Source organism: Pseudomonas sp. CFII64 (assembly GCF_000416235.1).
GTDB lineage: Bacteria > Pseudomonadota > Gammaproteobacteria > Pseudomonadales > Pseudomonadaceae > Aquipseudomonas.
The window spans coordinates 48530-63597 of record NZ_ATLO01000026.1 but is presented as its reverse complement, the minus strand read 5'-3'; the positions used below and the strand labels follow the sequence as shown (position 1 = coordinate 63597).

General features: G+C 59.3%; 9 protein-coding genes and 1 pseudogene. 6 read left to right on the top strand and 4 right to left on the bottom strand.

Annotated elements, in window-relative coordinates:
- Positions 1-33 precede the first annotated feature (33 nt).
- From CFII64_RS11850 to CFII64_RS11840, 3 genes are all read left to right on the top strand, one after another.
- Positions 34-1887, top strand: coding sequence for a DUF4105 domain-containing protein (locus CFII64_RS11850; RefSeq protein ID WP_020291019.1), 1854 nt, complete (start codon positions 34-36; stop codon positions 1885-1887).
- A gap of 211 nt (positions 1888-2098) precedes the next feature.
- Positions 2099-2452, top strand: a complete 354-nt coding sequence (locus CFII64_RS11845) for a hypothetical protein (RefSeq protein WP_020291018.1) — start codon at positions 2099-2101, stop codon at positions 2450-2452.
- A 61-nt stretch (positions 2453-2513) separates the two neighbouring features.
- Entirely contained in the window at positions 2514-3011 is a 498-nt protein-coding gene (locus CFII64_RS11840) for a GreA/GreB family elongation factor (RefSeq protein ID WP_020291017.1), read from the top strand.
- A 246-nt stretch (positions 3012-3257) separates the two neighbouring features.
- Here CFII64_RS11840 and ettA read toward each other — a convergent pair whose 3' ends face one another.
- Positions 3258-4922, bottom strand: a complete 1665-nt coding sequence (gene ettA, locus CFII64_RS11835; protein ID WP_020291016.1) for an energy-dependent translational throttle protein EttA — start codon at positions 4920-4922, stop codon at positions 3258-3260.
- Between the two features lie 1116 nt (positions 4923-6038).
- On the opposite strand from ettA, the pseudogene CFII64_RS11830 reads away from it, so the two are divergent.
- Together CFII64_RS11830 and glyA are read left to right on the top strand one after the other, a co-directional pair.
- Positions 6039-9194 (top strand): annotated as a pseudogene (locus CFII64_RS11830) (EAL domain-containing protein); the annotation flags it as partial.
- A gap of 220 nt (positions 9195-9414) precedes the next feature.
- Positions 9415-10668: a serine hydroxymethyltransferase gene (glyA, locus tag CFII64_RS11825; RefSeq protein ID WP_020291014.1), complete on the top strand. Its 1254-nt coding sequence runs from the start codon at positions 9415-9417 to the stop codon at positions 10666-10668.
- Between the two features lie 306 nt (positions 10669-10974).
- Here the strand turns inward: glyA and yjiA are convergent, their stop codons facing one another.
- From yjiA to CFII64_RS11810, 3 genes are read right to left on the bottom strand one after another with little or no spacing between them, the layout of a single operon-like run.
- Positions 10975-11952, bottom strand: coding sequence for a GTPase (yjiA, locus tag CFII64_RS11820; RefSeq protein ID WP_020291013.1), 978 nt, complete (start codon positions 11950-11952; stop codon positions 10975-10977).
- Between the two features lie 48 nt (positions 11953-12000).
- Complete coding sequence (locus tag CFII64_RS11815) at positions 12001-12198, bottom strand: YbdD/YjiX family protein (RefSeq protein WP_020291012.1); 198 nt, start codon at positions 12196-12198, stop codon at positions 12001-12003.
- A 27-nt stretch (positions 12199-12225) separates the two neighbouring features.
- Positions 12226-14301, bottom strand: coding sequence for a carbon starvation CstA family protein (locus CFII64_RS11810; RefSeq protein WP_020291011.1), 2076 nt, complete (start codon positions 14299-14301; stop codon positions 12226-12228).
- Between the two features lie 288 nt (positions 14302-14589).
- Between CFII64_RS11810 and CFII64_RS11805 the strand changes: the two genes are divergently transcribed.
- Complete coding sequence (locus CFII64_RS11805) at positions 14590-14958, top strand: PilZ domain-containing protein (protein ID WP_020291010.1); 369 nt, start codon at positions 14590-14592, stop codon at positions 14956-14958.
- Positions 14959-15068 lie beyond the last annotated feature (110 nt).

The window sequence follows — 15068 nt, the reverse complement described above, 5'->3', positions numbered from 1 at the left end:
TCCCGCGCCCGATCCCCTGACTAGTTGCCCTCTATGCTCAAACGCCTTGTGTATTTGGCGCTGTTTGTCTGCGCCCCGCTGTGCGCCGCTCCCCATGCGAGCGATGCCCGTTTGCAGCAACTGGCCAATGAGCCGTTCTGGATTTCCCTGGGCCACTACGAAACCGCCAAGCTCGGCGGCTGGCGCAGCTATGTCGATGATTCCAAATTCTTTCTCGCCGCCAACGGTGCCCATGACCCGAAGGCAGAGCTGAGCGCCACCCTGGACGCGATCTACGCGCCGGCCAGTGCTGGCGAAAAACATGCGCAATGCGTCTATCCAGCCCGTACCCGCTGGTTGCGTGATCAACTGAAGCTGACCGATCTGCCTGCGGTTGAGTGCAAGGAATTCAAGCAATGGTTCAAGGACGTCGCCCCGGACAGCGCTGTACTGATCTTCCCCGCCGCGTACCTGAACAGCCCGTCGTCGATGTTCGGCCACACCTTGCTGCGTATCGATCAGGCTGACGTACAAACCAATCACACCGCCCTGCTCAGCTATGCCATCAACTTCGGCGCTTACATCGAAGGCATGGACAACAGCATTCTTTACGCCTGGAAAGGCTTGATGGGTGGTTATCCGGGTTTGTTCGCGCTGGTGCCGTATCAAGAGAAACTCTCGGAATACCGCAGCCTGGAAAACCGTGACCTCTGGGAATACCGCTTGAACCTGACCCCGGAAGAAACCGGGCGCATGGTCGAGCACGTCTGGGAGCTGAAACAGATCCGTTTCGGTTACTTCTTCTTCGACGAAAACTGCTCTTATCGCCTGCTGGAATTGCTTCAGGTCGCTCGCCCAGGCTTGCAGCTGACCGAACAATTCCCGCTCACCGCAATCCCGACCGATACTGTCAAAGCGGTAAAGGCAGCCGGTCTGGTAGAGAAAATCGATTATCGCCCGTCACGGGAACGCGAGTTACTGGAGCGCGCCAAACCGCTGAACAGCGACGAGCAGCAATGGGTGCTGCAAGTCAGCGCCGATCAGAAACAACTGCAAAACGCCGATTATCTTGCCCAACCCAAAGAGCGCCGGGCGTTGATCCAAGATGCGGCGTATCGCCTGGAGCGCTACCGCGCCAACGGCCTGGAACGTGACAGCGCGCGTTCGCAGCGCAGTTTCGAGCTGCTGCGCGCGATCAATCAGAATCCGCCGCCCGCGCTGGACATCGCCCGACCCGGCTTGCCGGAAGACGGTCATCAGTCGCGCACCTGGCAGATTGGCGCGGGTACGCGGGACGACAAGGCCTTTGCCGAGTACGGCTTGCGCATGGCCTATCACGATCTCAATGACAACGCTTACGGCTTCCCGCTGGGTGCGCAGATTGAAATCCTGCAACTCAAGCTGCGTCAGTACGAAGGCAACAAGTGGCAGCTGCAACAGCTGGATATCGCCACCATCCGCTCGCTGACCCCACGTAACGAGCTGTTGCAGCCTTGGTCATGGCAAGTGGCCGGTGGGCTGGAACGGGTATTGGGCAAGCATGGCGACGAAACGCTGGTCAGCCACGTCAACGGCGGCGCGGGCGGCACCTGGCAGTTGGGCGAAGACGTGCTGGGTTTTGCGCTGGGCACGGTGCGGGTCGAACACAACAACGACTTCGCCGAGTTCGTTTCGCCAGCGGCTGGGTTCAATACCGGCGTGCTGTGGCGCAACCCGTTGGGCAACCTGAGCCTGGAAACCAAGGGCGATTACTTCACCAACGGCGAAGTACGCCGCAGCATCAGCCTTAACCAGCAATGGGAACTGTCGCGCAACCTCGGCCTGCGCCTGAGCGCCCAGCGCGAATTCAGCCAGCTGGCCTCGCCGCAGAATGAAGTGATGCTTGAAGTGAAGTGGTATCACTATTGAAGCGGCTGCTTGACCGGTTATTGGACCGGTCATAGGACCGGCTCGTAGGACCGGCTTCAGCCGGGAGCAAACTCTCGCGGCTGATACTCTCGCGGCTAAAGCCGCTCCTACGGAGTGTACGCTGCCAGCAAATCACTAATTTCCTACACGTCTTTAACGAATAACTCACAGAGCGGTTTCTAGACTTCGCCCACAAGTCGAGGAATCCGTGATGAACGTGCGTTGGGCTATGTTGTGGTTGGTGGTGCTGGTCGCGGGTTGTCAGTCCACTCACGAGCAGTTATTGGCAGAAGGCTATCCTCCGGCGTTCGCCGACGGGTTTCAGGATGGCTGCGGCAGTGGTCGGCAGGCGGCCGGATCAATTGGCGGGCAATACAAGAAGGATGTGCCGCGTTACCTCAAGGACGCGACTTACGCCCAAGGCTGGGGCGACGGTTTTCGGCAGTGCCAGAGCATGCTGGAAAGCCGTGATCGGCTGGACACGCAGCACATCTGGAACGACCGTGATCGGGCCTGGGAGCAGCAGAAAACCCAAGGTGAAGCCAAGGCTTACCGTTCGCATTAAACGATTGGACGAAACTAATCAGCCGCAAGCGTGGCCCAAATCTCATGAACAGGAGAACCCCATGAGCCGCGCTTTCGTCAATGAAGATAACGCCGCTGCGGATGCCAGCCAGCCGGTCGAGCGTCTCGTCAGCCAACAACCCAACTACGTTACCGCCCACGGTTTGCTGCAATTGCAGAACCGGGTCGCCGAACTTCAGGCGCAACACAGCGCGCAATCGGCGTTGGTCGACAACTCCGACAAACAGCGCCTGGCCGATCTTGAGCGCGATTTGCGCTATTTCAATCAACGCCTGCTGAGCGCTCAGGTCGTTACGCCGGCGATTTCAACGGAAAAGGTGCAGATCGGCAGCTGGGTGACCTTCGCCGACGAACAAGGCACCGAGCAGCGCGTGCAGCTGGTCGGCGAGGATCAGGCCGACGCCTCTGCCGGACTGATCAACTGGGGCTCACCGCTGGGCCGGGCGCTGCTGGGCGCGCAATTGGGCGATGAGGTGCTGTGGAAACGCCCGGCTGGGGATCAGTTGATTGAAGTGGTGTTGATTGAGGCGGATGTTTGAAGAAGCCAGCGCCAATCCCGTAGGACCGGCTTCAGTCGGGAGGGCGATTGTGCTGGCGACGAAGCAGCTGCGATGCATCGACCTGCTCCCGGCTGAAGCCGGTCCTACAGGACGAAGCACCAGCGCATGCATCGACCTGCTCCCGGCTGAAGCCGGTCCTACGGATTGCATTTCAGACCAGCTCCCGGCTGTTCCTCCCACAAAAAACGGAGCCCGAAGGCTCCGTTCTTGTGATACCTGAACTGATCAGGCCAGTTTCTTGTGCCGTACCCGGTGTGGCTGGGCGGCTGCGTCGCCGAGGCGCTTTTTGCGGTCGGCTTCGTATTCGGTGTAGTTACCTTCGAAGAATACCGCTTGCGAGTCGTCTTCGTAGGCCAGGATGTGCGTTGCCACACGGTCCAGGAACCACCGATCGTGAGAGATCACAATGGCGGCGCCAGGGAAGTCCAGCAGCGCTTCTTCCAGCGAACGCAGGGTTTCCACGTCGAGGTCGTTTGACGGTTCGTCGAGCAGCAGGACGTTGCCGCCCTCTTTCAAGGTCAATGCCAGGTGCAAGCGGCCGCGCTCACCACCGGAAAGGTCCTTGACGAACTTCTGCTGGTCGCCGCCCTTGAAGTTGAAACGACCGACATAAGTACGCGACGGAATTTCATAGTTGCCGATGCGGATCTGATCAGAGCCGTCGGAGATCTGCTGGAATACCGTTTTGCTGCCGTCCAGGTCGTCGCGGCTTTGATCCACGCAGGCCAGTTGCACGGTTTCACCGATTTCGATGCTGCCCGAATCCGGCTGTTCCTTGCCCATCAGCATGCGGAACAGGGTCGACTTACCGGCACCGTTACCGCCGATCACGCCGACGATGGCGCCTTTGGGCATGGCGAACGACAGATTGTCGATCAACACGCGGTCGCCGTAACCCTTGCTGACGTTCTTGAACTCGATGACTTTGTCGCCCAGACGCGGACCGGCCGGGATATAGATCTCGTTGGTTTCGCTGCGCTTCTGGAATTCCTGCGACTGCATTTCTTCAAAGCGTTGCAGACGAGCCTTGGATTTGGACTGACGCGCCTTGGCGCCCTGCCGAACCCATTCCAGCTCTTCTTTCATGGCCTTTTCATGGGCCGATTGCTGCTTGGATTCCTGGGCCAGACGATCAGACTTGGCTTCAAGCCAGCCCGAATAGTTGCCCTCGTAAGGAATGCCCGCACCGCGGTCGAGCTCCAGAATCCAGCCGGCGACGTTATCCAGGAAGTACCGGTCGTGCGTGATCGCAACCACGGTGCCCGGGAAATCGTGCAGGAAATGCTCAAGCCAGGCGACGGAATCGGCGTCCAGGTGGTTGGTCGGTTCGTCGAGCAGCAGCATGTCCGGCGCGGACAGCAGCAAGCGGCACAAAGCCACACGACGTTTTTCACCACCGGAAAGGACCGCGACTTTCGCGTCCCACGCCGGCAGACGCAAGGCATCGGCCGCGACTTCCAGCTGACGCTCAAGGTTGTGACCGTCGCTGGCCTGCAGGATGGCTTCGAGCTTGGCCTGCTCAGCGGCCAGCTTGTCGAAATCGGCATCCGGCTCGGCGTATTCGGCGTAGACCTGATCGAGACGCGCCTGGGCGTTCTTGATCACGCTGACGGCTTCCTCGACCACTTCACGAACGGTCTTGGTCGGATCCAGTTGCGGTTCCTGCGGCAGATAGCCGATGTTCAGCTCGGGCATCGGCCGCGCTTCGCCATCGAACTCGGTGTCGACACCGGCCATGATTTTCAACAGAGTCGATTTACCCGACCCGTTCAGGCCCAGAACGCCGATCTTGGCGCCCGGAAAGAACGAAAGGGAGATATTTTTGAGAATTTCCCGCTTCGGCGGCACAACTTTGCTCAGCCGATGCATGGTAAAGACGTATTGGGCCATTGAATAAAAACCTGGTGTATGTGGCTATTAAATAGGGCTGAATAGAGCGCGAGCTTAGAGCCCTGTCCTGAAAAAAGCTTTTTCTTATCGACGGCACTTGCCGTTTGACGTTTCCGAGCCTTGAATCAAGCACAGCGACTAGGCGATGAACGATAGGATTGGGATCGGGATCATTAAATGCAAGCAGTGGAATCACTCATGCAGAAATCAGGGCCGCGCGTCGGGCAAAGCTACCCGAATGCGCCCGGCAGGGCAAACCATCCGGCCTAACGGGACTGGCACTTTGCCACAACTAAAGGCATGCTAGCCGCCCTTTGGGCGTCCGGCTTATAGTGCATTTCGCATTAGTTGCCTCACTGATCGTGTGAAAACGTTGTTGCAGGAGTTTTCACGCTGTCTGTTCAGTCCAGTAGTCGTCAGGATCAGAGCTTGCCCACACCAATTCACCCCTATTCAACGCGTATGGCAAAAGGCGCGAACGTCACGCCCTTGCGCGGCTCACTGAAAGGTGCGCTCGCAGCTTTGGTGTTGCTGATGCTGGCGTTGTTGTTGTGGCAGTTGATCGAGCAGTTCCAGCAGACTCAGGATCGCCAGCGTCAGCGCAGTCTCGACTACAGCGTGCAGTTGGCTGATCGCCTGAGCCTGAACATGGCCCTCAGCGCGCAAGTCAGCCTCAACCTGCTGGCCGACAGTTCGCAACAATCACCTGACTCGACCGGATCGACCCAGCTTGCGGCGCTGCGTCAATCCCTGCCTTCGCTGCGCAGTATTGCCTTGCTTGACGCTACCGGCAGTGTCGTTGCCGATAGCGTGGACAACCCCCGGGACGCCGACGTTCTGAAAAAGGCCATGCAACAGGCAGCGGGCCGACCTTATTACTACGACAACGCGACCGATGGCTCAGTCATCTACCTGTTGGTGCGCAAGCCCGGCGACGTTCGCGAATACTGGGCCTTGCGGATGGCCCCGGAGGCCTTGAAAGCCCTGGCCCGACAGACTGCTCAGGATTTCCAGCCCATGTGGCGCCTGGAAAACCGCACCACCGAACGCATGCTGTTTCGTGATAGTCCACCAGCTAGCGAGCCCAGCGGCAGCAGTCTGGGGGAAAACGAAACCGTGTTGCTCCAGCCGTTGACCAACAGCGATTGGCAACTGCGCGGCCTGTTTGACGCGCAGAAGGCGCGGGAGCAACTGCTGCCGCCGTTGATCGGCAAGTGCCTGATCGGCCTTTTGTGTTCGATCCTGCCCCTGCTGGCATTAATCAGCCTGCGTCGCCGCCAGCGTCAATTGCACGAAAGTCGTCGCCGTTATCAAGAGATTTTCGAAGGTGCCGGCGTTGCCATCTGCGTCCTGGACATGTCAGGCCTGCCGGACCACCTGGATGCCTTGAAACTCAATACCCGCGACGATCTCGAAGGTTTGCTGCAGGTTCAGCCTGGCCAATTGAAGGCGCTGTTGCGGCAACTGCGCATTACCGAGGTCAATCAGGTCGCGCTGAGCCTGCTCAAGGTTGAATCCAGCCAGCAGGCCTGGGAATACCTGATCGAGGGCTGCCCGCGCACGCGTCAGGGCATTGGCGAACAGGTGCTGCATGCGGTGTTGTCCAGGCAAAACCAGCTCGAACTGGAAATCCGCCTGACTCAGGATGACGGCGAAGACCAGCATTTATGGCTGGTGCTGCGCCTGCCAGAGCATATCGACGACTTCCATTCGGTGATTCTCAGCATCGGTGACATTACCCGGCGCAAACAGGTCGAATTGTCATTGCAGGAACGCGAGAGCTTCTGGTCCGATGTGGTGCGCACTGTGCCGGATCATCTCTATGTTCAGGACGTGCTCAGCCAGCGGATGATCTACAGCAACCACCATCTGGGGCACACGCTGGGTTACAGCAAGACCGAGTTGTTGCGGATGGGCGAGTTTTTCTGGGAAATCCTGCTGCATCCCGATGACGCGCAGAGTTATCAGGACATGCGCCTGCGCCAGCGTCATCGCGGCCACAGCGAGCTTCTGCATTGCCTGCTGCGGTTTCGTGACAGCAACAGCAAGTGGCGGCGCTTTGACATCCGCGAACAGGCGCTGGCCCGCGACAAGGACGATCAGGTCACCCGCATCATCGGTGTCGCCAAGGACGTGACCGAACAGCTGGAAGCCAGCGAATCCTTGCGCGACAGCGAACAGCGCTATCGCATGCTCGCCGAAAGCATCAGCGACGTGATTTTCTCCACCGACAGCCAGCTCAAACCCAACTACGTCAGCCCGTCGGTGAATACCGTGCTGGGCTATAGCGCCGAGTGGATTCTCGAGAACGGCTGGGACAAGACCTTTGCCAACCCGGCACAACTGGCGGACATGTATGCGCTGCTGGCGCGTGTCAGCAAGGCCCTGGATCAGCCCGAGGAATTGCAGAAGCTGCGCCTGGAAGTGCCCACCCAGCTATTTCTGTTCGACTCCCTGCGGGCCGATGGCCGAAAGATCCCCATCGAACTGCGTCTGGTGCTGGTCTGGGACGACCGCGGCGTCTTCGAAGGCATCCTCGGCGTCGGGCGCGATGTCAGCCAACAGCGGCGGGCGGAAAAAGACCTGCGCATGGCCGCCACGGTTTTCGAACATTCCACATCCGCCATCATCATTACCGACCCGGCAGGCTATATCGTCCAGGCCAACGAAGCCTTCAGTCGAGTCAGCGGCTACGAAGTCGCGCAAGTACTGGATCAGCTGCCGACCATGCTTACGGTGGACGAACAACAGGAAGCGCACCTGCGCTACATCGTCAAGCAACTGCATCAGCGACGCAGCTGGGAAGGTGAAGTTTGGCTCAAGCGTCGCAGCGGCGAGCATTATCCGGCATGGGTTGGCATTAATGCAGTGCTCGACGATGAAGGCGATCTGGCCAGTTACGTGTGTTTCTTCAGCGACATCAGCGAGCGCAAGGCCAGCGAGCAACGCATCCATCGCCTGGCTTATTACGACGCCCTGACCCACCTGCCCAACCGCACGCTGTTTCAGGATCGTCTGCATTCGGCCTTGCAACAGGCTGAGCGACAGCAGTCATGGGTCGTGCTGATGTTCCTCGATCTTGACCGCTTCAAACCGATCAACGACTCACTCGGCCATGCTGCCGGCGACCGCATGCTCCAGGAAATGGCCACACGCCTGCTGGCCTGCGTTGCCGATGACGACACCGTGGCGCGCATGGGTGGCGACGAATTCACCTTGCTGTTGCAACCGGGCGCCACTCGCCAACTGGCCTTGAACCGCGCTATCAACGTCGCGGAAAAGATCCTGACCAGCCTGGTCACGCCGTTCGTGCTCGAAGGCCGCGAGTTCTTCGTTACCGCGAGCATCGGCATCGCGCTCAGTCCGCAGGACGGCAATGAGCTGAGCCAGTTGATGAAGAACGCCGACACGGCGATGTATCACGCCAAAGAGCGCGGCAAAAACAACTTCCAGTTCTACCAGGCCGACATGAACGCCTCGGCGCTGGAACGCCTGGAGCTGGAAAGCGACCTGCGCCACGCGCTGGAACAGAAAGAATTCACCCTCTACTACCAACCGCAGTTCAGCGGTGACGGCAAACGCCTGACCGGCGCCGAAGCCCTGCTGCGCTGGCGCCATCCGCGCCGTGGCCTGGTATCGCCCAATGAATTCATTCCCGTGCTCGAAGAGCTCGGGCTGGTGGTGGAGGTCGGGGATTGGGTCTTGGCCGAGGCCTGTCGCCAGCTCAAGGCGTGGCATGTGGCTAAGGTGCGCGTGCCCAAAGTCTCGGTGAACATCTCGGCACGGCAGTTCTCGGACGGCCAGCTCGGCACCCGGATCGCCAACATTCTCAAGGAATCGGGCCTGCCACCGGCTTGCCTGGAGCTGGAACTGACTGAAAGTATCCTGATGCGTGAAGTCAGCGAAGCCATGCAGATTCTCGACGGCCTCAAATGCCTGGGCCTGAGCATCGCGGTCGATGACTTCGGCACGGGTTATTCGTCGCTGAACTACCTCAAGCAATTCCCCATCGACGTGCTGAAAATCGACCGCACCTTCGTCGACGGCCTGCCATCAGGCGAGCAGGACGCCCAGATTGCCCGGGCCATCATTGCCATGGCGCACAGCCTCAATCTGGCGGTCATCGCCGAAGGCGTCGAAACCCACGAGCAGCTGGAATTCCTGCGCGAGCATGGCTGCGATGAAGTCCAGGGCTACCTGTTCGGCCGCCCAATGCCGCCAGGACGCTTCGAAGCGCAGTTCAGCAACGATGCGCTGTTCATGATTGACTGATTTCCAAATCTGTTGGAGCGAGGCTTGCCCGCGAATGGGCCCATTTGGCGACATCGTCGTTGCTGACCGCACGGATTCGCGGGCAAGCCTCGCTCCAACGGGGGTATAACCCGCGCTGCGTGAATACCGCTTGTTCACGACATGACTTCCTTTCATATGCCAGATAAAAGCGGTTGGGGTAGAATGCCCTCCTTTTCTGCCCCGATCCTTGAGGACCGCCATGTTCAGCCGTGATTTGACTCTCGCCAAGTACGACTCCGATCTCTTTGCCGCAATGGAGCAAGAAGCTCAGCGCCAGGAAGAGCACATCGAGCTGATTGCCTCGGAAAACTACACCAGCCCAGCGGTCATGGAAGCTCAGGGCTCGGTCCTGACCAACAAGTACGCCGAAGGCTATCCAGGCAAGCGCTACTACGGCGGCTGCGAATTCGTCGACGTGGTTGAGCAACTGGCCATCGACCGCGCCAAGGAACTGTTCGGCGCCGATTACGCCAACGTTCAGCCCCACGCCGGTTCGCAAGCCAACAGCGCGGTTTACCTGGCACTGCTGCAAGGCGGCGACACCATTCTGGGCATGAGCCTGGCGCACGGCGGTCACCTGACTCACGGCGCCAGCGTCAGCTCGTCGGGCAAACTCTACAACGCTGTGCAGTACGGCATCGACGGCAACGGCATGATCGACTACGACGAAGTCGAGCGTCTGGCCGTTGAGCACAAGCCGAAGATGATCGTGGCCGGTTTCTCTGCCTACTCGCAGATCCTCGACTTCCCACGCTTCCGCGCCATCGCTGACAAGGTCGGCGCGTACCTGTTCGTCGACATGGCCCACGTTGCCGGTCTGGTTGCTGCGGGCGTTTACCCGAACCCGGTGCCTTTCGCTGACGTCGTGACCACCACCACGCACAAAACCCTGCGCGGTCCACGTGGCGGCCTGATCCTGGCTCGCGCCAACGCCGAAATCGAGAAGAAGCTGAACTCGGCAGTTTTCCCGGGCGCACAAGGCGGCCCACTGGAGCACGTTATCGCGGCCAAGGCCGTCTGCTTCAAGGAAGCGTTGCAGCCTGAGTTCAAGGCTTATCAGCAACAAGTGGTGAAAAACGCCAAGGCCATGGCCGGTGTGTTCATCGAACGCGGCTTTGACGTGGTTTCCGGCGGTACTGAAAACCACCTGTTCCTGCTGTCGCTGATCAAACAGGACATTTCCGGCAAAGACGCCGACGCTGCCCTGGGTCGTGCGTTCATCACCGTGAACAAAAACTCCGTACCGAACGATCCACGTTCGCCGTTCGTGACCTCGGGCCTGCGTTTCGGCACCCCGGCCGTGACCACTCGTGGCTTCAAGGAAGCAGAATGCAAGGAACTCGCTGGCTGGATCTGCGACATCCTGGCTGACCTGAACAACGAAGCCGTGATCGATGCAGTACGCGAAAAAGTAAAAGCCATCTGCGCCAAACTGCCGGTATACGGCGCTTAATCAGCGCGTTTTCGGCAAGAACAAAAAGCCCGGCTCTTGAGCCGGGCTTTTTGTTTTCTTGAATCCTGCAACCGCTCTGCTGCGCTGGCTCTGGCCTCATCGGGGACAAGTCCCCTCCTACCGGGCCTGCACAGATTCGGTAGGACCGGACTTGTCCGGGAAAAGCGCCGGGGTTGCGGAGGAGGTCTGCTGCGCCGGCGCTGGCCTCATCGGGGACAAGCCCCTCCTACCGGGCCTGCACAGATTCGGTAGGACCGGACTTGTCCGGGAAGGCGGCTTCGCGAACAAAATCGCACTCACAGATCGTTACTCGGAGATTTTCGCGAACCCCGCTCGAATCTTCTCCTCCGGCAGTTCATCGGCAATGAACACGATCACGCTTTCGCGCTTTTCGTCTTCAGCCCATTCGGTATCCCAGTCGAAGCCGTACAGTTTCAGCACGCCCTGAAACACCATGCGCCGGGGTTCGTCCTTTATGCTCAGAACGCCTTTGTAGCGCAGCAATTGCGGGCCGTGCTCCTCCAGCAGTTCGTTCATGAACTCGCTGAGCTTGTCCAGATCCAGGGGTTGGTCGCTGCGCAGTACCAGGCTGCTGATCCGGTCGACGGAATGGCCGGCAGGCGCCACCGGTCGCAGGCTCATGCCGCCACCCAGATCAGCGTTCAGGTTGAAGCCACGCACGTCCAGCAGCTCAGCCAGGTCAATCTTGCCGTGCTCGACCACCCGAATCGGCGCACGTCGATTGATTCGCGTCAGCCGCGCGCTGAGGGCCTCGAATGCCGCGTCATCCACCAGGTCGCGCTTGCTGACCAGCAGCCGATCGGCAAAGCCGATTTGCGCCTGAGCGATGGTTTGCGCCAGATGCGTATCGGCGTTCGCCGCGTCCACCAGGGTGATGATCCCGTCGAGGATGTAGCGTTCGCGCAATTCTTCATCAATGAAGAAGGTCTGCGCCACCGGAGCCGGATCGGCCAGCCCGGTGCACTCGATCACCAGACGATCAAAGGCGATTTCGCCGCTGTCCAGGCGTTCAAGCAGCAGGAACAACGCTTTGGTCAGATCAGTGTGAATGGTGCAGCACACGCAGCCGTTGGACAGGGTCATGACTTGCACCGGCTCTGCACCCAGCAATTGGGTGTCGATACCGGCATCACTGAATTCGTTCTCGATCACGGCGATTTTCAGGCCGTGCTCGGCCTTGAGCAGATGGCGCAGCAACGTGGTCTTGCCCGCACCGAGAAAACCGCTGAGGACGGTGACGGGGATGGGTTGTGCGAGGGTCATGGCGACAAGCGTGGCGCGTTTCAGACTAACCAGCCATCGATCAACCGATCAACAGCATTTTGGCCCACCCTTGCCACCGTATCGGGCTTCCTGGCGCTCCCGGAAGAACGCCTCGTAATCCATCATCGGCTTGTCGGGGTGTTTGACCTGCATATGCGCGACGTAGGTGTCGTAGTCGGGCATGCCCACCATCAGGCGTGCGGCCTGACCGAGGTATTTCCCGAGTCGACTCAGATCATTGAACATAAGCAGATCCTCTTTTCGGGTGAGTTATCACACTTGGGTCGGCGTGGTCAGGGCCTGGAATGGAGCTTCCTTGTCGGTACGCTCCTTCTTGCCCCAAGCCGCAATACCGACTTTCAACGCGTAGAACAGAATGCTGAACACCACGAACAGGAACAAGCTGGTCAGCGTCGCGTTGGTATAAGCGTTGAAGATCACATGCTGCATCTGGTCCATGGTCTTGGCCGGAGCCAGGATCTGGCCGGCGTCAGCGGCGGTGCTGTATTTCTTGGCCAGGGCCAGGAAGCCGACCGCCGGATTGGCGTCGAACAGCTTGATGAAACCCGCCGTCACGGTGCAGATCAGCAGCCAGACGGCCGGGAGCATGGTCACCCAGATGTAGCGTTGACGCTTCATTTTGATCAGCACGACCGTCGCCAGCATCAGCGCGATACCGGCCAGCATCTGGTTGGAGATACCGAACAGCGGCCACAAGGTGTTGATCCCACCCAGCGGATCGATCACGCCTTGATACAGCAAGTAGCCCCAAAGCGCGACGCAACCACCGGTGCCGATGGCGTTGGCGGTCCAGGACTCAGTGCGTTTGAGGGCTGGCACGAAGCTGCCCAGCAAGTCTTGCAGCATGAAGCGACCGGCACGGGTGCCGGCATCAACCGCCGTCAGGATGAACAGCGCTTCGAACAGGATCGCGAAGTGGTACCAGAAAGCCATGGTGCTGGCACCTGGCAATGCCTGGTGCAGAATCTGCGCGATACCGACTGCCAGAGTCGGCGCACCGCCAGCACGAGCCAGTACGGTGTTCTCGCCGATGTCCTTGGCCACTGCAGTCAGTTGTTCCGGCGTGATGGCAAAGCCCCAGCTGGTCACAGTTTGCGCAACCGTTACCACGTCGCTGCCGACGATGGCCGCCGGGCTGTTCATGGCGAAGTACACGCCTGGCTCGATCACCGAAGCGGCAACCATTGCCATGATGGCCACGAAAGACTCCATCAACATGCCGCCGTAACCGATGTAACGGGCGTTGGTTTCGTTATCCAGCAGTTTCGGCGTGGTGCCCGAGGAGATCAGTGCGTGGAAGCCCGAAACCGCACCACACGCGATGGTGATGAACAGGAACGGGAACAGCGTGCCTTTCCAGACTGGACCGGTACCGTCGGTGAACTGGGTCAGCGCAGGCATTTTCAGCTCTGGCGCGAGGATCAGAATGCCGATTGCCAGGGCAACAATGGTGCCGATTTTCAGGAAAGTAGAGAGGTAATCACGCGGCGCCAGCAGCAGCCAGACCGGCAGCATGGCGGCTACGAAACCGTAGCCCACCAGCATCCAGGTGATCTGCACACCGGTGAAGGTGAACATCGGTGCCCACTCGGGACTGGCGGCGATCTGACCGCCGACCCAGATCGACAGCAGCAGCAAGACCACGCCGATGACCGAGATTTCTCCGATGCGACCCGGGCGGATGTAGCGCATGTAAATGCCCATGAACATCGCCGTCGGGATGGTCGCCAGCACCGTGAACATGCCCCATGGACTTTCGGCCAGGGCTTTGACGACGATCAGCGCCAGCACCGCAAGGATGATGATCATGATCAGGAAGCAGCCAAACAAGGCGATGGTGCCGGGAATGCGGCCCATTTCCTCGCGAACCATGTCGCCCAGCGAGCGACCGTTACGGCGTGTGGAGAGGAACAGGATCATGAAATCCTGCACCGCACCGGCCAGCACCACGCCGGCAATCAGCCACAGCGTGCCGGGCAAATAGCCCATCTGCGCTGCCAGAACCGGGCCGACCAGCGGACCTGCGCCAGCGATGGCAGCAAAGTGGTGACCGAAAAGAATGTGTTTGTTGGTCGGCACATAGTCCAGACCGTCATTGTTGACCACTGCCGGAGTTGCCCGCAGTGGATCGAGTTGCATCACGTGCGTAGCGATGAACAGACTGTAATAGCGATAAGCGACCAGATAGATGGCAACCGCTGCCACCACGATCCATAACGCGTTGATTGCTTCTCCGCGGCGCAAGGCCACGACCCCAAGGGCACAGGCCCCGATAATTGCAACGATCAGCCAAGGCACATGGCGCATGAGGCTATTATTATTTTTCATTTTTTTATTCCAGCAGAATGACTAGAAGACCAACGATGCGAGTTTAGCTGTGTCGCTGTGAAAGGCCACCCCCCACGAAGGTATACAGCGCAAAAGAATTCGTCGACACGGTCTGTCAGAAAAAGCTGATTGAAACTAAAGACAATTCACGCAACAACTTCGGTTGATGAATCTTCAGTTGAGAACTGTTCGGCAACTCTGAACAGGTCTATCGTCCAGAGATGCGGCGCTGCTGACGCGCGTCGATCCGCTGACGTATAGTCACTCGATTACAAGAGAACTGACCAGATGACCGACTCCCAGACAGACCGCCGACGTTTCAAGCGCATTGCCTTCGACGCAAAGACCGAACTGCGCCAGGGTGACAAACACTGGCAAGTGCAGTTGGTCGACCTGTCGCTCAAAGGTCTGCTTATCCAGCGTCCCGCTGCCTGGCTGGCCGATACCGGGAAGCCATTTGCGGTGGACATCCGCCTGAGTGACGAGGCTCAGGTGCAGATGGATGTTCAGCTGACCCATGACGATCATCAGCAACTGGGCTTTGTCTGCCTGCACATCGGTCTGGATTCGATCAGCCATCTACGCCGCCTGATCGAGCTGAACCTGGCGGATCACGATGAGCTCGACCGCGAACTGGCGGCGTTGATCGCGGTTTGAAGCCCTCCTACCGGTTTACACAGATTCGGTAGGACCGGGAAAGCGGCGGGTCTGGCGAGGAAGATCTTCAGCGCTGGCACTGGCGTCTTCGGGGACGAGTCCCCTCCTAC